General features: G+C 35.4%; 17 protein-coding genes. 8 read left to right on the top strand and 9 right to left on the bottom strand.

What is annotated here, in order from left to right:
• Nucleotides 1–6: 6 nt before the first annotated feature.
• Complete coding sequence (locus ACZIX2_RS08435) at nucleotides 7–1,209, bottom strand: aminotransferase class I/II-fold pyridoxal phosphate-dependent enzyme (protein WP_463339656.1); 1,203 nt, start codon at nucleotides 1,207–1,209, stop codon at nucleotides 7–9.
• A 185-nt stretch (nucleotides 1,210–1,394) separates the two neighbouring features.
• On the opposite strand from ACZIX2_RS08435, the gene ACZIX2_RS08440 reads away from it, so the two are divergent.
• The 7 genes from ACZIX2_RS08440 (at nucleotide 1,395) to ACZIX2_RS08470 (ending at nucleotide 11,675) form a co-directional block, all read left to right on the top strand.
• Nucleotides 1,395–1,856 (top strand): Lrp/AsnC family transcriptional regulator, encoded by a 462-nt coding sequence (locus tag ACZIX2_RS08440; protein ID WP_463339657.1) that lies wholly within the window; start codon nucleotides 1,395–1,397, stop codon nucleotides 1,854–1,856.
• 27 nt (nucleotides 1,857–1,883) lie between these two features.
• A complete protein-coding gene (locus tag ACZIX2_RS08445; RefSeq protein ID WP_463339658.1) occupies nucleotides 1,884–3,023 on the top strand; it encodes a serine hydrolase domain-containing protein in 1,140 nt (379 codons plus the stop codon).
• Between the two features lie 620 nt (nucleotides 3,024–3,643).
• A complete protein-coding gene (locus ACZIX2_RS08450) occupies nucleotides 3,644–4,348 on the top strand; it encodes a FadR/GntR family transcriptional regulator (RefSeq protein WP_463339659.1) in 705 nt (234 codons plus the stop codon).
• A 213-nt stretch (nucleotides 4,349–4,561) separates the two neighbouring features.
• Nucleotides 4,562–7,801, top strand: coding sequence for a SusC/RagA family TonB-linked outer membrane protein (locus tag ACZIX2_RS08455; protein ID WP_463339660.1), 3,240 nt, complete (start codon nucleotides 4,562–4,564; stop codon nucleotides 7,799–7,801).
• Between the two features lie 27 nt (nucleotides 7,802–7,828).
• Nucleotides 7,829–9,262, top strand: a complete 1,434-nt coding sequence (locus ACZIX2_RS08460) for a RagB/SusD family nutrient uptake outer membrane protein (RefSeq protein WP_463339661.1) — start codon at nucleotides 7,829–7,831, stop codon at nucleotides 9,260–9,262.
• Nucleotides 9,263–9,371: 109 nt separating this feature from the next.
• A complete protein-coding gene (locus ACZIX2_RS08465) occupies nucleotides 9,372–10,295 on the top strand; it encodes a dihydrodipicolinate synthase family protein (RefSeq protein ID WP_463339662.1) in 924 nt (307 codons plus the stop codon).
• Between the two features lie 135 nt (nucleotides 10,296–10,430).
• A complete protein-coding gene (locus ACZIX2_RS08470; protein ID WP_463339663.1) occupies nucleotides 10,431–11,675 on the top strand; it encodes an MFS transporter in 1,245 nt (414 codons plus the stop codon).
• 90 nt (nucleotides 11,676–11,765) lie between these two features.
• On the opposite strand, the gene ACZIX2_RS08475 is transcribed toward ACZIX2_RS08470, so the two are convergent.
• A complete protein-coding gene (locus tag ACZIX2_RS08475; RefSeq protein ID WP_463339664.1) occupies nucleotides 11,766–12,236 on the bottom strand; it encodes a DUF4352 domain-containing protein in 471 nt (156 codons plus the stop codon).
• Nucleotides 12,237–12,936: 700 nt separating this feature from the next.
• On the opposite strand from ACZIX2_RS08475, the gene ACZIX2_RS08480 reads away from it, so the two are divergent.
• Entirely contained in the window at nucleotides 12,937–13,635 is a 699-nt protein-coding gene (locus ACZIX2_RS08480) for a DUF1826 domain-containing protein (RefSeq protein WP_463339665.1), read from the top strand.
• 100 nt (nucleotides 13,636–13,735) lie between these two features.
• On the opposite strand, the gene ACZIX2_RS08485 is transcribed toward ACZIX2_RS08480, so the two are convergent.
• The 7 genes from ACZIX2_RS08485 to ACZIX2_RS08515 form a co-directional block, all read right to left on the bottom strand.
• The gene (locus ACZIX2_RS08485) at nucleotides 13,736–14,002 is read right to left on the bottom strand and encodes a hypothetical protein (RefSeq protein ID WP_463339666.1); all 267 of its coding nucleotides are present in this window, start codon (nucleotides 14,000–14,002) and stop codon (nucleotides 13,736–13,738) included.
• A gap of 141 nt (nucleotides 14,003–14,143) precedes the next feature.
• Nucleotides 14,144–14,812 carry a response regulator transcription factor gene (locus ACZIX2_RS08490; protein WP_463339667.1) on the bottom strand — a complete coding sequence of 223 codons (669 nt, stop codon included), beginning with the start codon at nucleotides 14,810–14,812 and terminating at the stop codon, nucleotides 14,144–14,146.
• Nucleotides 14,813–14,820: 8 nt separating this feature from the next.
• Complete coding sequence (locus ACZIX2_RS08495; protein WP_463339668.1) at nucleotides 14,821–16,542, bottom strand: tetratricopeptide repeat-containing sensor histidine kinase; 1,722 nt, start codon at nucleotides 16,540–16,542, stop codon at nucleotides 14,821–14,823.
• A 366-nt stretch (nucleotides 16,543–16,908) separates the two neighbouring features.
• Nucleotides 16,909–17,511 (bottom strand): hypothetical protein, encoded by a 603-nt coding sequence (locus ACZIX2_RS08500; RefSeq protein WP_463339669.1) that lies wholly within the window; start codon nucleotides 17,509–17,511, stop codon nucleotides 16,909–16,911.
• 339 nt (nucleotides 17,512–17,850) lie between these two features.
• Nucleotides 17,851–18,216 (bottom strand): hypothetical protein, encoded by a 366-nt coding sequence (locus ACZIX2_RS08505; protein ID WP_463339670.1) that lies wholly within the window; start codon nucleotides 18,214–18,216, stop codon nucleotides 17,851–17,853.
• A gap of 359 nt (nucleotides 18,217–18,575) precedes the next feature.
• A complete protein-coding gene (locus ACZIX2_RS08510) occupies nucleotides 18,576–19,301 on the bottom strand; it encodes an SIMPL domain-containing protein (protein WP_463339671.1) in 726 nt (241 codons plus the stop codon).
• Nucleotides 19,302–19,385: 84 nt separating this feature from the next.
• Nucleotides 19,386–20,072, bottom strand: a complete 687-nt coding sequence (locus ACZIX2_RS08515; protein ID WP_463339672.1) for a porin family protein — start codon at nucleotides 20,070–20,072, stop codon at nucleotides 19,386–19,388.
• Nucleotides 20,073–20,773 lie beyond the last annotated feature (701 nt).

Genomic DNA, 20,773 nt, shown 5'->3' on the forward strand with positions numbered 1-20,773 from the left:
ATAATTTTAAAGGACTCCTAGTTCTACCATGCATTGTTTCATGTTTTGGTAGGTTCTTTCAATATTGTTGTCTAGTCCAATAGAAAATCGAATTAAACCATCGGTCAATCCCATTTCTGCTTGTTCTTCTAGTGGAATTTCGCTAGAAGTTGAGCTTCCTGGAGCGCTAAATAAGGTTTTGTAAAAGCCTAAACTTACAGCTAGATAACCCAAATTACGATTTTGCATTAACTCCATTAGAGCGTTAGCAGTGGCTAAATTACCAACATCAATAGTCATCATTCCACCATACCCGTATTCGGGGTTAATCATACTTTTATATAATTCATGACTTGGGTGGCTTTTTAGGCCTGGGTAGACAGTTTTAAGTCCATCTTTTTCAAATCGTTCAGCTAAATATAAGGCGTTATAACTATGTTGTTTCATTCGAATGTGTAGGGTGCGCAAGTTTTTCATAATACTTGCTGAACGTAAACTATCCATAGTGGGACCTAACAACATGTTGGCACCAGTATTCACATTTTTCAAACTGTTGATAAATGCTCTACTGGCACAAGTTACCCCTCCAACCGTGTCGCTACTTCCGTTGATATATTTGGTAAGGCTGTGAATCACAATGTCGGCACCTAATTTGGCAGGCGCTACAGATAATGGAGAAAAGGTATTGTCAACTACTAATGTTAAATTGTGCTGTTTAGCAAGTATCGAAAGTGCTTTGATGTCGGCAACTTCTAAAAGTGGATTGCTTACGGTTTCACAATACAACACTTTGGTTTTAGAAGTGATAGCAGCTGCTACTTTGTCGAGTTTGGTAATGTCTACGAATGAAGTTGTAATTCCGAATCTGGGAATAAAGTTTTTTAAAAAAGCATAGGTGCCTCCGTATATGGTTCTCGATGCAACGATGTGGTCACCTTGGCTGCATAGCTGAAGTAGGGTGGGTGTGATGGCTCCCATTCCGGATGCAGCAACGTTTGCGGCTTCAGTTCCTTCCATAGCGGCGATAGCTTGATCCAAATATAAGTTACTTGGAGAAGAATGACGTGAATACAGGTAACATCCTTCCATGTTCCCTTCAAAGGTGTCGAACATGGTTTTGGCGGATAAAAAAGTGTAAGTGGAAGAATCCGAAATAGAAGGGTTTACACCTCCAAATTCTCCAAAATATTGTAAGTCTTGAATGTTGTCGGCAGGGTTGAAATTGTCCATAATGTTTTTGAGTTAGATTAAGTCGTTTTTATTGAGTGATATTTGTTTTGTAAATTTCGATGATATTCAATTTTAAATCAATAGTTTGCTTCAAATACGGGATATTTTGCTATCTAATATTATTTTTATAGATTTATATTCTAAACAATTGTGTATTTTTCAAGTTTTAAAAAAAAGTATTCTTTATGACATTCGATTCAATAGATAAAAAATTATTATTTTTACTACAAAACGATAGTAAAAAGACCAATAAAGAGTTGTCTTTTTTGCTTAATCTGTCGGTAACTGCCGTTTACGAGCGGATTAAAAAACTCGAAAGAGAAGGCGTGATACTCCGATATGTGGCATTAGTAGACCATACTAAGATTGATAAAGGCTTTGTTGTTTTTTGCCATTTGAAGTTGATTCAGCATACCCGTGAGTTTTTAACACGATTTGAAAGCGAAGTAATTCGTTTGCCTGAAGTCGTAGAATGTCATCATGTAAGTGGAGATTATGATTATATTTTAAAAGTGATGGTTAAAGACATGGAGGCCTATCGTGAATTTTTGGTTACCAAATTGACCACGCTACAACATATAGGAAGTACGCATAGTACTTTTATGATTAGTGAAGTAAAAAGCACTACGGTTTTGGAATTGAATTAGTTATTTTTAATACTATTTTGGGTGAATATGAAATTAAAATGGTCAATAGTACTGCTTGTTGTAAGTTTATTTGATGTTTCTGTCGTGTTGGCTCAGCGCTTCAAACAACTCGATGGAAAAACTATAGCCATTGATAGATTGACCCAAAAAATACAACATCTAGCTGATAGTGCTGCAATTACAGGGCTAAGCTGTGCGGTGTTTCAAGATGATAAAATTGTTTATGCCCAATCTTTTGGAGTAAGAGATAGTAGAACAAACGAAAAGATGAATCCGCAAACCATACTTTATGGTGCTTCTTTTACTAAACCCATAGTAGCATATGCTTTTTTGAAGCTTGTTGATGCAAAGTCTTTTGCGTTAGACGTGCCGCTTGTGCAGTATTTAAAAGCTCCTTTGGCAACTTTTCCGGAATGGGCCGAGCTAGCAGATCAAGAAGGGGTTCTGCTTTTAACTGCACGAAAAATTTTAAGTCATAGTAGTGGTATTGATGTAATAGATGATCATTTGCGCATTGTTTCTCCGCCGGGAAAAGTATTTGATTATTCTAATGTGGCAATGAATTTTCTTGGTTTTGTTATGGAGCAACGAATGTCAAAATCACTAGATGTTTTGATACAAGATTTGGTGTTTCGGCCCTTAAAAATGCAGTACAGCAGTATGATATGGAAGCCTGAATTTGATAATAATTTTGCGGTGGGGCACACTTCGGATCAAAAGGCTACTAAAGCTCAAAAACGCACTGTGTCTCGTGCAGCGGGTTCGCTAGTGACTACAGCAACAGATTATGCTTATTTTTTGATGGCAATACATAAAGCATGCAAAAATGAAAATTCCGCTATTGCTCAAATGTGTGATACACAAATCCGAATTCATACCGAAAGAGGATGGGGAGAAAGAAGTCGGATGCTTACTCAGGTTAATGATTCTATAGCTTTAGGATGGGGGTTAGGGGTAGGTACTTTTGATTCGAAGTTTGGAAAAGCCTTTTTTCATTCAGGCAATATAAGTGGGTGGAAAAATTATTTTGTTTCTTATCCAGAGGCGCGTTTGGGTATGGTGATATTGTCTAATTCTGATCATATGGATCCTAGTTTGAAGCAATTATTAGCTTTGGCGATATCGGATACTGATTCTCCTCTTGATTGGTTAGGGTGTAATGATTGAGTGGTGTTAAAATTGTTTGCAGAATAGTGTTCTGTATTTAAAAGTTAAGGCCTTGAATAGTTAAGTGGTGTTGGTGAAAAGTGCTTCTTTCTAAAATAGGGTTTTCATGCTTTATCCATACATTATCTATACTTTATCCATACTTTATCCATACATTATTCATACATTATTCATGCATTATTCATGCATTATCTATACATTATCTATACATTATCTATGCATTATCTATACATTATCTATACATTATCCATACTTTAAAGTGGGCTTTGTTATGCTTTATCTATACTTAAAATAAGCTGTTCTCATGGCTTTATTTGAGTCCTGAAGTTTTCTTTTTTTAATGTTATCCAAACAAGGAATATTGGGGTTGGAGCGTTTTGTTTTCTGATTGTGTATTATCTTTTGATGATGAACTTTTTTTTATTTTCTTGATTTTTTTACTGATTAAGCTTATGGTTTGTGGTTGTTGGCTATAGTTTAGAATTAGTGATTTTATGTTTTGTTTCGTTTTATTGAATAAAATCCAGTTAATTAGCTTTAAAAAAATAATATGTATTTTTTTATCTAAAAATTTTTATATTATATTTAATTAGTTATATTTGTCATACAAATAAAACAAAATGAATAGTCTTAAGATAAATGAACCTACTTCTACATTGGTGGATTTGGTAGAAGAACGATTGTTAGGGTATTTTAAAGAAAGAAAAATTAAACCAGGAGAGTCTATACCTACAGAGTTGGAGTTGACCGAAGCGCTTGGTGTGGGGCGTTCTGTTTTGCGCGAAGCTTTGAGTCGATTTCGTATGTTGGGGTTGATTCAAAGTAGAACACGTCGTGGGATGATTTTATCGGAGCCTGACATGTTAGGTGGCATGAGTAAGGTTATTGAGCCTACTTTGATGAGTTTGGAAAGTATAAAAGAAATTCTTGGACTGCGTTTGGCGTTAGAAATTGGAAGTGCAGATTTGATTTTTAAGAATATAACCGAAGAAGATATTCAGGAATTGGAAAATTTAGTCAAGACTACTTCTGCCAGTGAGTATAATAAATTCACAGTGGCTGCAGATTATGATTTTCATACCAAATTATATCGAATCACCAAAAACAAACTTATTTCAAGATATCAAGAGATTTTTCATAAGGTGTTTTTGTTTGTAGATGAAAACTATACTACTTATTTTGAGAAGTACAATAAAGAAATACCAAAAGAAAATTTGGTGAGCCACAAAGATTTATTAGAAGCCATTAAAAGAAAAGATGTGCAAGGTTTTCAATTGCTGATGAAAAAACATCTTGAAATATACTTGAATTTTATAGACTCCTAGGTCTTCTATTAGTTTTAACCTTTTTATTTTATAGCCTATGGTATAGTGTACTTATACATTCAATGGAATTTACGGTTAAGGTGAGTTGTGAAGTAAACAAACACTTTAATCCATATTGATACTCAATCTTGGAAACCTTGTTACAAGGGTGGTTTAGTATTCAATATATTTAATCAAGCAAGGAATATTTTATTAACAAACCAATGTGAAATTATGAATTTTTTAACCCAAAAAAATACGTTAAATTTTGGAAGGATTTGTCATGCAAAAAAGATAAAAGGTGTGTCTAGTCTTATGATGATCACTTTGTCTTTTCAAATTTCGGCATCAGCAATAGCAAAAAGTACTCGTGCCTTAGAAATTGAATCCAAAAATCATCCCTCAATTGCTGCGTCCTTCGTTATACAACAACAAGTAACAGGAAAAATTACTAATGAAAGTGGAGAGGCATTAGTAGGGGTAAACGTCTCCGTAAAAGGGAAACGAATCAGTGCTAAGACAGATGAAAATGGAAATTTTTCAATTGCAGCTCCTGAGAATGCTATTCTTGTAGTGACTTATGTAGGCTATTTGAAACAAGAAATTGCTGTAAACGGTGCCAATTCGATTGACATTGTTTTGGTAGAAGATACTACCAAATTAAATGAAGTAGTAGTGGTAGGATATGAATCGGTTCGCAAAAAAGAAGTGACCGGAGCAGTATCAAGAATAAGTGGGAGCGAAGTGAAAAATAGCCCTGCAGCTTCTGTAGAATCGGCTTTTCAAGGAAAATTAGCAGGTGTTCAAGTGCAACAAAATTCAGGACAACCTGGTTCGGCTATTCAAGTACGAGTTCGAGGTTTTTCATCAATTGGTGCGGGAAGCGATCCTTTGTATGTAATTGATGGTGTGCCTTCTAAATCTGGAAGTTTTGGGTCGCTAGCCATTGGTCCTGATCGCTATGATGGAAATGTAGGAACCAATGCATTAGCAGATTTAAATCCAAACGATATACAATCTATTGAGGTTTTGAAAGACGCCTCTGAGGCTGCTATTTATGGAGCAAGGGCTTCTAATGGGGTGGTACTTATTACTACCAAAAGAGGGAAAAGTGGTCCAACAAAATTCAATGTCGATTTTTATGGAGGTAATCAAAGTATTACAAACACATTGCCTTTGTTAAATAAAGAAGAGTTTTTGAAGGTGTCAGAAGAAATGTTGCGAAATGCCGGATTGCCTTTTGCTAACCGATCGGATTTGGTATATACAACCAATCCACAATTTCAAGATGGAAACACCAACTGGCAAGATCAAATTTTTAGACAAGCTTTGTTAAAAAGCATGAATCTTTCTGCTAAAGGTGGAAGTGATAATGTGACTTATGCAGCAAGTTTAGGTTATTTTGATCAAGATGGTATTATTATCAATACGGGTTACAAAAGAGTGAGTTCGAGATTCAATTTGGATTTCAAAGCCAATGATAGGTTGAATTTTGGAGCCAATATTGCCTATTCCTTTGCTTATCGAAAAGGAACCGATGAAGGGCCAAGACAAAACGGAGTGATTTACAGAGGATTGAGAAATGTTCCTACACAAGAAGTTTATGACAGTCAAGGCAATTATGCACCCGGTATTCCTTTTTATCCTAATGTTAAACAAGTGGCCGAGTTGAGTAAGTTTGATACGCGAACCAATCGTACCAATGTGAATGTTTTTGCTCAATATCAAATCGCAAACAATTTAACGTTTAGAACCAACCTTGCGGCTGATTTGTTAAGTTTAAGACAAGACAATTTTTTTCCTGGTGTATTGGCTTTTTCCAACAACAGAGAATCTGCAGCAGCCTACACCCAAGATTTAGGTTGGATTAATGAGAATGTTTTAAACTATAAGTTAACGATAAATTCCGATCATACCATTAGTGTTTTAGGAGGAGCTTCGTTTCAACGTAATCGAACAGAGCAATTAATAGCTCGTTCCAATAATGCAGCTTCGGATGCAGTTTACACGGTTAATGCAGGGGCCAATTTGTTGCAAGCTACCTCTAGTATTACTTCCAATTCGTTAGCCTCTTATTTTGGAAAAGCCAAGTATGATTACAAAGGAAAGTATCTTTTGGCTGCTACGGTTAGAACAGATGGATCGTCAAGATTTGGTTCTGGAAGAAAGTATGGTACTTTTCCTTCGGTTTCTGCCGCATGGAATATTGCACAAGAAGATTTTTGGAAGTCATCATGGTTTGATAATTTAAAAATAAGAAGCAGCTGGGGGCAAACAGGAAATCAAAACATTGATAATTTCGTTGCACAAGGCACGTATTTACCTGGGTATAATTATGCCGGTTCTGCTGGTATTGCAACGGCAGTAAATGGTTTACCCAATTCTGATTTATCTTGGGAAACCACAACACAAACTAATATTGGTGCCGATGTATCAATTTTTGGCGGACGTTTTACACTTTCTGCTGATTATTGGATCAAAGACACAAAAGATTTGCTTTTTCAAGTAGCTCTTCCTAATACTTCAGGTTTTGAATCGTTAGTAACCAATATTGGCGAGGTGGTTAACAAGGGGGTGGATGTTCAGTTGGGAGGATTGATACTCAAAAAAGGGGATTTCTCATGGAATTCAGATTTTAATATCTCTTTTTTGAATAACCGCGTAAAAAAACTACCAGGCGGCAATGATATTCAGCAAACGGAGCGTTATTTGTTTGGTGGGGTAATTGGTATTTTAAGAGAAGGAGAAGCACTTGGGTCTTTTTATCTGTATGAGTCCAATGGTGTATTTGCTACCACAGCCGAAGCGCAAGCGGCAGGATACATCGATAAAATATCTACCGTTAATGGTGGAGTACCTCAAGCAGGTGATGTAAGATGGGTGGATCAAAATGGTGATGGTATCATCAATACTAAAGATAAGAAAATTGCGGGAAGCCCCATTCCAAATTTTACCGGAGGGTTTAACAATACCTTTAAATACCAAAATTTTACACTTGAAACATTTTTTCAATTCTCTGAAGGCAATGAAATTTTTAATTTATTCCGAGCAGATTTATCCAGAGGGTATAGAACTAATTATTTAAAAGACAACTTAAGAGCTTGGAAAAAAGAAGGAGATATTACAGATATTCCTAGGAATGTACTAAACGACCCTTCTAACAACTCTGATGCAGTTGTCAACAGACCTTCGACACGATTCTTGGAAGATGGTTCGTTTCTTCGATTAAAAACAGTAACATTAACTTATGCGTTTCCAGAGTCTCTTTTACAAAAACTAAAAATAAGTGGTTTGAAAATTTATGCTAGAGGTACCAATCTTTGGACATTAACCAAATACACTGGTTTTGATCCGGAAGTGAGTATTGCTCAAAACAATAACGCCAATCAAAATGGAGGATTTCAGTTTGGTATCGACCGTGGATTATATCCTTTGAGTAAGGCAGTTACTATTGGATTGAGTTTAGACTTCTAGTTTTTTTTAACATTTAAAAATCAATTTATGAAAACAGTAAAATATTTTTGGTTTATCATTGTCACAATGATGTTTGTAAATTGTGATAGTTTTATAGAAGAAGAACCCATAAGTGTTATCACCTCAAGTTCTTTTTGGAAAACTTCTGCCGATGCACAAGCAGGAATTATAGGTTGTTATGATAAACTTCAGCAAATCTACCGAAGTGAATTTGGTGGCTATATTCACTGGACCGACGGACGATCAGATGTGGCCAAACAAGGTCAAACCGATGCGGGTATAACCGCACAAGGCGTTTGGGCCAATAATCTTACGCCTACCACTATTGGTACTGATTGGAGTAATCTTTATCAAGCCATAAACATGGCCAATCTCGCTTTGAAGAACATACCCAATATCAATATGGATGCTGCTACAAAAGATAAATTAATGGGAGAGGCTTATTTTATACGAGCATACTCTTATTTTATGGCAACCAGAATTTGGGGCGATGTACCTTTGCTTATAGAAGCCATTGATGATGCTAAACTCGATTTAAAACCTAAAAGAACGCCCAGAGCTACAGTACTTGCTCAAGTGCGTAAGGATATAGAAGATGCATTGTCTAGAGTTCCGACGGCTTATGGTAATGCTGTATCTGATAGAGGTAGAGCTACTAAGGGAGTTGTAAGTGCTTTAAAAGTAGACTTTTTACTATGGATGGCACGAGTAGAAAAAACTGGTAATCAAGATTTGCAAGAAGCGGCCAATACTGCAGCTTCTATCGTTGCCAACCCTATGTATTCTTTGTTGAGTAATTTTGGTGATATCTTTAAAGTAAAGAACAATAACGAAACCATCTGGGCTATTCAATACAATATGGGGGCACAAGAAATAGGTAACTTAGGTGCCGATTTGACTCCATTGGCTCAAGGCCCTTTTACAGGAGGTAAAATGTATTATCAATTGTCTGATAAAATTATGAACGCCTATGCTAATGCGCCTGCAACCGATTTAAGAGCCGCGGCCACATTTGTAAAATTCAACGCTTTGGGGGCTACCAATATGTGTATCAAATACATTGGATCTGCAGGGCAAGGTACACAACGCGTTTTTGATAGCAATATCATGGTGTACCGATTAGGTGGAATTAAATTGATGTATGCCGAGGCTTTGAATGAATTAGGCAAAACTGCCGAAGCTAAAATACAGTTGAACGATGTTCGAAATAGAGCAGGACTACCCGGAACTGTAGCTACTACCCAAGCAGAATTGCGCCAAGCTATTTTAGATGAAAATTTAGTTGAACTTCCCTTTGAAGGAAGTCGTTGGTTCACCTTGATTCGCAGTGGAAGAATAGCGCAAGAAGTTGCAACGATTCAAACCAATGTGTATGATGAAAATTCTAAACTTCTCTGGCCATTAGCTGAAGCTACTTTAAGGCAAAATGAAAATTTAACTCAAAATAAGGCATACAATTAAGTCTGGATTAAGGCAAGTGGAGTATGTTGATACTTCATTTGCCTTACCTATTTCGCCATCCCTTCCTGATTATAGGATTTGGGTTTCTCAACTATTAACACTATTCAAAATGAAAATACAACATTTAGAAGGGCTTATTGCGGCGCCTTTTGCACCCTTAGATGATAAGGGTATACTCGATCTCTCGAAAATTCCAAGTTACTATGCTTTTTTAAAGAAGAACAAGGTTAAAGGTGCCTTTATTAATGGTTCAACAGGAGAAGGTGCTTCCTTGACCCTTCAAGAGAAAAAAGCCATAACAGCTGCATGGGCCGAATGCACTCAAGGAGATTCTGAATTTAAAATTATGGTTTTTTTAGGGGGAACCTGTTTAAGTGAATGTATCGAATTGGCTCAGCATGCTAATGAAATGAAAGTATACGCTGTTTCTATGACCGCTCCCTTTTATTTCAAACCCTCGGATGTACATATGTTAGCACAATCTTGTATCGCAGTAGCCGAAAGCGTACCAGATCTGCCTTTTTACTATTACCATATTCCGGTATTGACGGGAGTGAATTTACCTATGTTCGAGTTGGTTAAACTATTAGATCAGCAATTGCCCAATTTTGTCGGTGTAAAATACACCCACGAAGATTTTATGGATTTTCAAAGTTGTTTGTCTTATGAAAATGGAAAATTGGACATGCTTTGGGGTAGAGATGAAAATATGTTGTCTGCCTTGGTGCTAGGGGCAAAGGGTGCTGTTGGGAGTACTTTCAATTATGCAGCTCCACTTTACAATGAACTGATGGCGGCTTTTCATAACCATGATTTGACACAAGCAAGAAAACTACAGCAGCAATCCATAGACATGATTCGTTTATTAGGTAAATATGGTGGTATAGCTGTAGGGAAGTCGTATATGAAGTTGGTTGGGATGGATATGGGACAATTTAGACTTCCGGTAAAAAATATGAATGCGAAGGATTTTATTTCTTTTCAAGAAGACGTGGCATCACTAGATTTTGACCAATTTAAATCCAACCTCTAATCTTATTTAAGGTTGTTTTAGTCTTAGATTATTTTCGACTACAAATTAAAGCGTTATTACGAATCCGTTTTTTAGGATTCATAGCGACTCTGGTTTTCTTTGAGAAAACAACCAATTTAACTCAAAAAGAAACAAATGAAAAATTCAAAATACTATCCTTGGATTGTGGTGGGGCTCTTATGGGGCGTGGCATTGTTAAATTATTTAGACCGTCAGATGTTGGCCACTATGCGGCCGTCCATGCAAATCGATATACCCGAGATTGTTTCAGGAGAAAACTTCGGTAGACTCATGGCTATTTTTTTATGGATTTATGCTTTAATGAGCCCTGTAGCGGGGGTGGTTGCTGATCGGGTCAATAGAAAATGGTTAATTATTGGTAGTCTTTTTGTTTGGTCAGTAGTGACTTATGCCATGGGGTATTGTACTACTTACCAACAAGTGTATTGGTTAAGAGCTCTAATGGGGGTGAGCGAAGCGTTATATATTCCAGCAGGACTTGCTTTAATTGCGGATTATCACCAACAAAAATCAAGGTCGCTTGCCATTGGCGTTCATATGACGGGCATTTATTTAGGGTCGGCATTGGGCGGATTTGGTGCGACTATTGCCGCTGTGTTTTCTTGGCAAACCACCTTTAACACCTTTGGTTTGATTGGCATTGTCTATGCGTTATTGTTGATGGTATGTTTAGAAGAGAAAAAAGCCATTGCAATACCAATTGATCAAATAACAACTGCTGCTACCACAAGTCAATTCTCGGTTTTCAAAGGATTGAGCTTGTTATTGTCAAATGTTTCTTTTTGGGTGATCCTTTTTTTCTTTGCTACGATCAGTTTACCTGGTTGGGCAACAAAAAATTGGCTTCCTACTTTATTCTCTGAAAAGTTAGGAATTCCAATGGAACAAGCGGGGCCATTAGCCACTATCGCTATTTCTTTTTCTTCTCTATTAGGGGTGTTGTTTGGAGGTGTTTTATCTGATAAATGGGTACAAAAGAACATAAAAGGAAGAGTGTATACTAGTGCCATTGGTCTTTGTTTAACGATTCCCGCATTACTGCTTATTACCTATGGTTCTTCGTTGCTGCACATTGTTTTGGCTACTTTTTGTTTTGGTTTTGGATTTGGTATGTTTGATGCCAACAATATGCCAATCCTTTGTCAGTTTGTAGCTTCGGAACACCGAGCCACAGCCTATGGAATTTTAAATTTAGGAGGAATTGCGTGTGGAGCAATTGTAACTACCTTATTGGGTAAGTTCTCTGACGAAGGGATGTTGGCAACAAGTTTTGCGTTTATGGCTGGAATCGTATTGCTTACTTTGACCATCCAAATTGCTTTGTTGCGCCCCAAAGTAAATAACTATGGTGCCTTGTAATGATTAGTTAGTGTATTTGGGGGAAATGATCTAGCAAAAGTATTGTTGTTGTTGAATTGCGATTGAAAGGTTTGTGGTAAGTAGATGTGGCTATTGGGTGTATTCGATGTCAATTATTGAATCATTAACCATGAGCCATCCTGCTTTTTCTTCTGATGGATATATAAAGACTAATTTTCTTTTCTTTTCATCACCTTTACCAATTTCAGAGTCTACATTTCCCCAAATATTAATTATTCCGGTCATCATAGCCCATTCTACTTTATGTTTTGTTCTAGTTTTTGGATTTATTAGCAAAAAGTTGTCAAAATTTAATTGCTGTTTTTGATCCAAGTCATTTTTTAATGTTAAGTATACAAATACAAATTTGTTTCCACGATTGGTATAATAGTGCCCATTGCCAGTTGCAATTCGGGTTCCTTCTTCTATTTTATCAATTTTGAATTTTATACTTTTTGAATAATTATAGGTTTGAGGTTTCACGTGATATACGGTATAACAGGAAGTTGTCAATAGCCCCAATAGAAGGAGTAATGCTGCGTACTTTGATTTAGTCTTCATTTATAGCTAATTTGTTTGGTAATAAGACACCATGTTTTTATTGCATTTAATTTCCTTTATTCTATGATACTGTTGTTATGGAATGTCATTTAAACTGTTGAAAAATTGTTTTGTACTATCCATTTCATGTTAATATATGATTTCCTATTTAGTGCTTTAGGTAGCCATAATTAATGAAATTAGGGAAGTAATTTATTACATTAATATTTTCCAAATATAGACAACTTATAAATTATTATTACGAAAAAGAGCGTTAATATTTTGATTTTCTTTTTACATTAGGCGATGTCATTACGATAAGTCGATCGTTTTTTCGTTTTGCAATACATTATCCTTTGAAAAGAAAAAAAACACACCCCAGCCCTCTAAAGAGGGGAGTATCAGTGCTAAAAAAGCAATGTAGGTTTACATGACATAATTTTTGAACATACAAATTATACATCGAAGTAATTTGAATGTCTAGCTTAATGACTTTTTCCCAACGACAGTTATTGGATCATATTACACCCAGAGGTAGTGGTTGTTTCCTTTGTTGTGTGCTAGACCTTTTCATACTAGGGTAACGGTTGTATGCGTAGTGGAGTTAACTTTACAAGAGATTTATGATCTATTTACTACGGATTGATTTTGTTGTTCTAGGGGAATCCGAACAATTTTATACATTTGTTTTACATTTCAATCACTTCCCTTTTTTATTAGTATGAGCAATATTTTCTCTGATAGCAAGCAAATTGGTCTGGTTTCTTCTTTTTCTGAACTTGTACAAACAGCGTTTATGGGAGAAAGGAATGCTTTGTGTTGGTATAGAAATTTGAATGGCGATTTCGAGGAAATTGTCAGTAAATTACAACTCAGAGAAAATATCACAGAGGTATTTCCTGAGGATTTATTAGCACTGCAACTCTCGGAAAAAGGAAATAGGGCAAGAGCGATTATTCTTGACGATCTGCAATTATTAACCGATTTTGGTGCTTCTCCCTCACTCAATCTTTTAAAATGCTATGATAGGGATGAGGTATTTGATTTTATCTCGACAGATGTATATTCGTTTCATGTTGATCGTTCTCCAATTGCCACGGATACTTATTTATGTACTTATCATGGAGCAGCTAGTGATATCCTCCCCAATGATCAGGCAGTACAGAAAATACTGCTTCCCGATGTTCGAAAAAAGCTGAAAGAATTACATGAAGGTTCTTCGGAGGATTTCGATGATTTTTTGAAAGAAAACTATTTTGATTTGCATTATCAGGCGCAACCGGATGCCGTGCCCATCAATTTAGGAGTAGGTCATCTATGGCGCTTGGCGGTAGATCATCCAACGCAACAAGTGTTGCCCTGTGTTCATAGAGCTCCCGTTGAAAAGGAAGGAGAATATCGATTGTTGTTGATTTGCTAAGTTAAAGCCATGCACTCACTAAGGCTATAGTATTACACTTTGTTGTTTTCTAAAGCAGAAAAAGAGGGAGGAGCGTACATGGTAAACATTGCTATGGTTTTCATATAGGGAGCGCTACTTTGCCTTTTCGTTTTCTACAAGAACTTATTTTTTTTGGAGCAAATATGCGGGGTGTTTGGAATGCTTTCGATACAGGTGTTTGGGTAGCGTATAGGAAATCTTTTTGCCAATTTGCTAGTGAGTTGGCCCCGTATTTTTCATAAACCTGATTGGAATAGGGTTGAACTATTTTCCCTTTGGCCCAACTTAGTCCAACCGATAGTAGCAAACCGAATACTAAAGTTTTAGTTAGAAGTATTGTAGGCATAGGGGTATAGCTTTGTGTTATTTTTGAATGGTATCAAAAGTAACGGGCTATACTGCGATTTCCTTACGGGAAACCGTAATGGGGCGACTCAACAAACCGTTTTATAAATGCTTTTAGTATTTGAGTGAAGAAAGTTGCCTTTTAGATCAATCCTAAATCTTTGGTGATTGCTACCAAGTGGGTTGTATTAAGCGCTTTGAAGTAAATTTTAAGTTTACTGATGCGCTTTTCGATGGTGCTTTTGCTATTTGGTGCAATGCCTGCTTGTTTCAAAACGGATTCCATGGCTTCTTGAGAGATTCCTTGCGATAGGTATTCTAGTAATTGTATGTCGTAGTCATCAATTTCGTTGACCAATTTGTCTTGAAAGATGTGTTGTAAATCTACTGGCAAATAGGGGGCTTCTTGGACAGCAACCGTTTCTACTGCTTTCTTTAGTTCAATCATGGTATTGCGGCCTTTCATAACAAAGCCGTTGATGCCATAATGTTCAAACAAAGCTTTGATCCGATAGGATTTATCTTCAATAGAAAATGCAATGATTTTTAACTCTGGAAACAATTTTTTAACCGCTTCGATTAAGGCTTCTCCCGAGGAAAGTAAGCTAATACGATGGTCGGATTTGAAAGATAAATCGGTAATCAATAAGTCATATGGCGTATTGTCAAAATAGCTTTTTTTGATTTTGAGTAAGGCATCATCGCAATATTTGGCAAAGTCTACTTGAGGCACTCCCAAGTTTTCTAGTACACTTACTGCTGCTACATCATTGAAGTCAATATCATCTACAATCAAAACTTTTTGAAACATAGTTGGTTTTATTTAGGAAACGTTAGTTTGATTTTTAGCCCTTTTGAGTTTATAGGCTCAAAAATAATACTTCCGCCAATGGCACGAATACGGTTTTCCACATTGTGAAGTCCGTTTTTTGTGGGAATGGGGTTGGGCATTCCTATTCCATTGTCCGAATACCGAATGACGTACTCTTTGGATGCTGTTTCAAAGCGCAAGACCACAAGAGACCCTTGGCTGTGTTTTTTCATGTTGACCATCAGTTCTTGCAAAACCCGATACAAAGCAATTTTTTTTTCATCGGCTATTTTGTTCCAAGGTATTTCGTTACTCCCTTTTAAAATGACTTGTACATGGGAAGACGAAAATCCAGAAAGCATTTCATTTAAAGCTATTGCAAAAGAATCTCCAGTGCTAATCGGACTGTTTTCTCGAGATATGTTTCGAGTTCGGGTATAAATTTTATCCAAGCTATCCAAGAGGGTTTCTTTTTGAACTGGGTTTTGCAAGTCTTGCGTTTCTGCAAAAGCAATCGTTTGGAATACATCGTTGGCTAATTCATCATGTAATTTTTTGGCTATCCGAGTTTCACTTTCATAGATAGCGGCTAGTTTTTCTTTTTTGCTTTTATTTTTTTGATAGAAATACACTATTACGGCAGAGATCATTAGTAGGAAAAGAATAAAAAACAGCAGGTAATTGCTGAATTTTTGTTGCGCTAAGGCTAAGTCTTTTTCTGCTTTTTCCGCTTTTAATTGCAAATTTTCATTGCGTTCTTGTGTCGCATCGTATTTGATTTTGGCAAACTGATTTTTTGCTACTTGTTTGGCTTTGTTGATACTGTCGTTGAGTTGAAGGTATTGTTTACTATAGCTTTGAATTTGTGATGGCGTACTCATTTCCATAAGTAATGCCAAAGCTGACAAGCGATCGTCGGTACTTTGGATGGCATTGGCTTTTGAGTAGGATTGTGCTGCGTACGTATAGGCTAGTTTGGGATGGCTCTTTTTGTAATATTGGGCTAGGTTGCTATAGGTAGTTACTAGTCCGTAATCGTATTGTAATTGTTGGTGTATGGCTAAGGCTTTTTTTAAACACTGTATACTTCTGGCATCTTGCATTTGCATATAGCAAGCCCCTAAATTGTCCCAAACGCGGCCTTGATGTTCTACGTTTTCTTTAGCCATAGGCGATTGGGCTAGCGGTGTTAATAGCTGTATGGCTTTGGTATAGTTGTGTTGGTCCATATAGACCACCGCGATGTTGTTTTGAATGATTTCTTTTTGCAAAGGCGTATCGGCTAGATCCTTTGCTTTTTGGTAGTAGCGAATGGCATTTTGATAATCAAATAGGCTTTTGTAATTTATACCTAATGAATTGTATATAGCTACTTTGTATTGGGCTTCGGTACTTTTTTGAAAGAACGAGAGCGCTTCGGTTGCGGTGGCTTCACTGCCAATGTAATCCCCTTGCATTTGTTGAATGGCTGCCATTTTGAGCAATACATACACCAATTTGTCTGCGTCTTTTTTGGTGTCAGTATGCGTTTTGATTTGGTTGTAATAATAAAAGGCACTGTCGTAAACTCCTTTATTGTAAAAATCTTCGGCAGTATCACTATATTTTTGATAGGGAGTAAGGGGATTTGCTTCTGTCTTTTGGGGTGTTGATCGATCACAAGCCATGAAACAACTTCCTAATATCAGTAAGCCAAGAAAAAACGAAGTGTGAATTTTTGATCGCATCATTTTTCGAAAATATCAAAATTAATCTAAATAGAACAGCAATAGGATTGATTTTTTTCGTGAAGTTTTTATGATATCGCCTCGTTGTTTTTGCTTTATTCAGCATTAGATGATTGCGTTCTCCTTTGTGTCGCAAAGCATACCTAAACGTAAGTTTGTGAAAAATTCCAACACCATACTTCATCTTACTGCAAATAAAAAAGAGACGACTTGTCTCTTGATTCCGACCCTTCGGGATAATTAACATCAGGAACGCTAACCCTATTGTACTGCAAGTTGAGCGGTTCCGTTCAACACGGGTTTCATTGTTTGTGCTTTGCACGCAACGAAACTCTAGCTGTTTTACCCAGGAGTTTTAAGTTGAATCATTTAAAGGTCTGTAAAGATTGTTTCAATCTCAGCATTTATAGGATAAACTCCAACCCATTTTCCTTCAATTACATGTTCTTTATTTTCTTTTTTATTGATAATCGTCAATCTTGTTTTTGTGGTAATTTTCAAGTAATGGATTTTAGTTTTTAATGTCAATTTCTTTTTTGGATCAATTTGAATTTTTCTTTCTAAGTTTAGACTAGTTTGTTGTCTTTCAGTATTGTTTGAAATTGGCCATTTAGCTTCTCCCAAGTAAACATTGTTGTCCGTTCTGATTGGGACAGCAATAATAGGGGAATTGATAATGTGATCAATAATGGATGAATCAAATCCTGAGAATTGCGATGTTTCATAAACTCCGTTAAATGGATTGTATGGAAAGGTTTGTGCAAGACTTGTATTGTTTGAATATATAATTGTTGGTGTGTTCAAATAATGTTCGGATGGATCACTTTGTTCAGCATTAATAAATTCCATTTTGACAAAGGTGTATTCAATCGGTTGGACACTTTCCGTTTTTTCTATAGCCTCATTATCGGAATTACATGACAGCATAATTCCAGAGAAGATCAATAGTATCAAGTTTTTCTTAATAGTCATAGGTCATATTTGTTTAGTTGATTTCCTTATGGACTTAGGTGTAACGTTCTGGTATTACACGCGGTTTGGGACTAAATTAGCACAAATTTTCTGATTAACAATATCTTTCAAATACCATGCCATTTTCAATTTGAACTAATTGTCCAGCTTGCTTGTAGCGTGTATTAATGTTTCGGCACTCTATTTATTACGATTGTCCATTCCAATTTATGATAATTGTCTTTTCCAATTTTCAGTTGTTTTTTTGTCTGAAACATCTTTATGACCTTACAAATTTGAAAAAAATCGATCAAAATTTTGTGTTCAAATTTTCAATTTTCAGGCTTCTACTTTTTTGACCTATTCAGCAACAACAAAATTATATTTATCAGAATCGAATATTAATACAGAATTATCAAATTTAAAAAATATAATTTCTCTGCTATTTTTACCTTTGTTTAGTGCTATTATTTTGTAATAACTTGTAAAAGGAAATCTAGCAAAATCAAAAATCTGCGAATCAAATTTGATATTCGGAGGTATAGACTTTTTATTAATTTTTTCATATTTCTCAAGCAAATAACCATTTTCATTAAGTTTGCTCTCGACTTTTTTAAAAGGGAAATCTTTTAGAATGAAAAACTTGAAAATCTTTTTAGAAATAACTGCGCCAATTATTGCAAAAACTATAATAAAGAGAATCATAAATATATCAAAGGCATTCATCGGCTGTTGTTTAAAAGTTTGCTAACGGCGGAAACATAATCAAATTTCACTTTTCAGGTTTCAACTTATAATTTTTTCTTCTTCTGTGTGATCCAATCTGCTGACCGCTAACGTCAGTCTGTGAAAAAACTCAAAAGGAGTCTCTGAGAATTGGCTGTATGAAATTTTTATCCAACAGGTATCCGAATTATTTCTCTTTTTGACTTAGTTTTTTCACAGCCTGACGTCCCCGCGCTACACGCAGGTTGGGTTTAAAATGCGATTTATTTCAATTAAACACAAATTTTGCAAATACAAACCCAACTTTAAATTTTACCTAAACCCTTCAAATTGCCAGACGGTGGTTGGGTGATCGCTTTCTATTTATTTACTATTTCGTAAACGATAGTTATAGTTTCCTCTAATTCTTTTTCTTCAACTTCAAATTTGTCAAAAGAAGTTTTTGGATTTGGAATCGTAGCCGCCATGGGTTTGTCAAACTTCACTTCTGATACTTTCTCCGATGCTGAAAAAAAATCTCGGGGACTAAATTTTGAAACTTGTTTTACATTTTTAATTTTAACATTTAATGTAGTTGCAACGTTTTCTGCGTAATTTTTAGCATCTGCTATAGCCATTTGAATTAGTTTTTCCCTAACGGTTCTCTCTAATTCTTCGGAAACTTTAGTTTCAAATTCTACTTCTAAGTCTTTAATATTTTGATTTTGGACTTCTTGATAAAATGCTTCTATAAGTTTGTTGTCTAAAGCGAAGTTGATTGACAGTATATTGATGGCAGAATATTCTTTTTTGTTCTCATCATTTTGATTGCTACGCACATTATAATCAGAAATTTTTATATGCTTCTCAGTAAAACCAATTTTAAAAAGTGCGTTTTGTAACCTTTCAATTTCTTCATTTAGCTCTTTAATAGCATTTTTTTCAATCAGATTTTGCTTTTCTATCGTTATTCTCAAATTCGCTGAATCAGGTTTCACTTTTATTCTTGAACTTCCTTGTGCTGTTATTTCATTGCCACTATTTGTTTGTGAAAATGTTGAAATTGTACAAAAAGAAAAGATGAATATTGCAATTATTGTTTTCATAACTATTTGTCTTTAAAGCTTAAGTTCTGTTTGGTTAAAGTGTCGCCCAATTAACCTTTACGGTTATTGTTGATGATTGATTTTTTAATTTATCGAATAACCAATAATTATACTCAATGCATTCGTTTTTGCCTCTCCGTTGTCCCAAACTTTATTTTTACTGGTATTGGTAACACCTAGATTTTCTCTTATTTCTATATGAAGCGAGTTGTTTTTGTTTATTTCAATTGTTTTTCCAACACCAATTGCAATTCCAAAATCAGTCCTGTTGTTCTGATTTGTTGTTTCCTCGGAGTTAGCCAAAAAAGCAACAGATTTGTCGAGGTCATTTGTTAAATTAGATTTTAATAAATACCCTAAGAATGGACCGCCATTAATATATAAACTGTTTTTATCTGTAAAATAATACTTGAACAATATAGGCAATGTTAAATACTCGTAATTTTTTTTGGAAGTATAATTATAGATTTGAGTAGGTCCAACTATACTCATTATTTCAATAGTGTTGTTCGATTTTTGACTTTTTCGTTCGTAGTTAAGTTCTAGTTTTAAACTTGCTTTTTCTTTGATTTTATATTCAAAATTGATTCCGCCTAAAAATGCAAAAGCCGGTTTTTCGTCTAATACTCTTCTTAAATCTTTAGGGATGTCATATCCATAGAATGTTGAATAATTTAATCCTGCTTGAACACCATATGTTATTTTTGAATTTTGTGAATAGTTTAGTATTGAAATTAAAAGGAATGAAATACTTAAAAGTAGTTTTTTCATAGTATTATAGATTAATAGGGGATTTTTAGGTTTTTAGCTTCGTAAGACAAATTAATTTAAACCCAGATTCCGCATTAGAAATCTACTACAACTAAATTCTTCTTCAAAACCAAGAACTTACTCCCATTTTTAAATTCAAAATACAAAAGTATTCCTTCTTCAAAAATAGTCCGTGAGCTCTTGCTTTTATTGAATAAATCAGTTTCGCTACGAAGTCTAATGCGGATTCTGGGTTAAAAGTAGTTCCGAATTATTTACGGATACTTTTTACTGTTTTCAAATATATACAAGTTTTAGTACAACAGCATACTTTTTGTAGTAAAAATTTCGCTAATTAAGAGAGGGGTAGTGAGGAGGTATAGAAAAAGTGAAAGATTGAAAGACTTAAATAGTTTAAGGGTTTAAAGTTTAAAGTTTAAAGTTTAAAGTTTAAAGTTTAAATTTTAAGGTTTAAGGTTAAAAGGTTTAAGGTTTAAAAGGAGTTGTTAGTAGGTTCTAATTGGATAGTTTAAAAAGGGGACAGGTCGCGACCTGTCGGTACGTGGAGGAAGTAATGGTATTTGTTTATCTAATAGAGATTGAAGTATAGCCCTTGAAACAATTTCGGGGAGATGTGGGTGGGAGCTTTTACTGGAGTATAAAAAAGCCCAATCGTAATGGATTAGGCTTTTATGATTATCCATAAACGCTTGGTTTATGAA

The organism is Flavobacterium riviphilum, assembly GCF_055231795.1.

What these genes read in the sequence shown, in the direction of transcription:
- ACZIX2_RS08435 (WP_463339656.1), bottom strand. Translation starts at nt 1,209, where the DNA reads ATGGACAATTTCAACCCTGCCGACAACATTCAAGACTTACAATATTTT.
- ACZIX2_RS08440 (WP_463339657.1), top strand. Translation starts at nt 1,395, where the DNA reads ATGACATTCGATTCAATAGATAAAAAATTATTATTTTTACTACAAAAC.
- ACZIX2_RS08445 (WP_463339658.1), top strand. Translation starts at nt 1,884, where the DNA reads ATGAAATTAAAATGGTCAATAGTACTGCTTGTTGTAAGTTTATTTGAT.
- ACZIX2_RS08450 (WP_463339659.1), top strand. Translation starts at nt 3,644, where the DNA reads ATGAATAGTCTTAAGATAAATGAACCTACTTCTACATTGGTGGATTTG.
- ACZIX2_RS08455 (WP_463339660.1), top strand. Translation starts at nt 4,562, where the DNA reads ATGAATTTTTTAACCCAAAAAAATACGTTAAATTTTGGAAGGATTTGT.
- ACZIX2_RS08460 (WP_463339661.1), top strand. Translation starts at nt 7,829, where the DNA reads ATGAAAACAGTAAAATATTTTTGGTTTATCATTGTCACAATGATGTTT.
- ACZIX2_RS08465 (WP_463339662.1), top strand. Translation starts at nt 9,372, where the DNA reads ATGAAAATACAACATTTAGAAGGGCTTATTGCGGCGCCTTTTGCACCC.
- ACZIX2_RS08470 (WP_463339663.1), top strand. Translation starts at nt 10,431, where the DNA reads ATGAAAAATTCAAAATACTATCCTTGGATTGTGGTGGGGCTCTTATGG.
- ACZIX2_RS08475 (WP_463339664.1), bottom strand. Translation starts at nt 12,236, where the DNA reads ATGAAGACTAAATCAAAGTACGCAGCATTACTCCTTCTATTGGGGCTA.
- ACZIX2_RS08480 (WP_463339665.1), top strand. Translation starts at nt 12,937, where the DNA reads ATGAGCAATATTTTCTCTGATAGCAAGCAAATTGGTCTGGTTTCTTCT.
- ACZIX2_RS08485 (WP_463339666.1), bottom strand. Translation starts at nt 14,002, where the DNA reads ATGCCTACAATACTTCTAACTAAAACTTTAGTATTCGGTTTGCTACTA.
- ACZIX2_RS08490 (WP_463339667.1), bottom strand. Translation starts at nt 14,812, where the DNA reads ATGTTTCAAAAAGTTTTGATTGTAGATGATATTGACTTCAATGATGTA.
- ACZIX2_RS08495 (WP_463339668.1), bottom strand. Translation starts at nt 16,542, where the DNA reads ATGATGCGATCAAAAATTCACACTTCGTTTTTTCTTGGCTTACTGATA.
- ACZIX2_RS08500 (WP_463339669.1), bottom strand. Translation starts at nt 17,511, where the DNA reads ATGACTATTAAGAAAAACTTGATACTATTGATCTTCTCTGGAATTATG.
- ACZIX2_RS08505 (WP_463339670.1), bottom strand. Translation starts at nt 18,216, where the DNA reads ATGAATGCCTTTGATATATTTATGATTCTCTTTATTATAGTTTTTGCA.
- ACZIX2_RS08510 (WP_463339671.1), bottom strand. Translation starts at nt 19,301, where the DNA reads ATGAAAACAATAATTGCAATATTCATCTTTTCTTTTTGTACAATTTCA.
- ACZIX2_RS08515 (WP_463339672.1), bottom strand. Translation starts at nt 20,072, where the DNA reads ATGAAAAAACTACTTTTAAGTATTTCATTCCTTTTAATTTCAATACTA.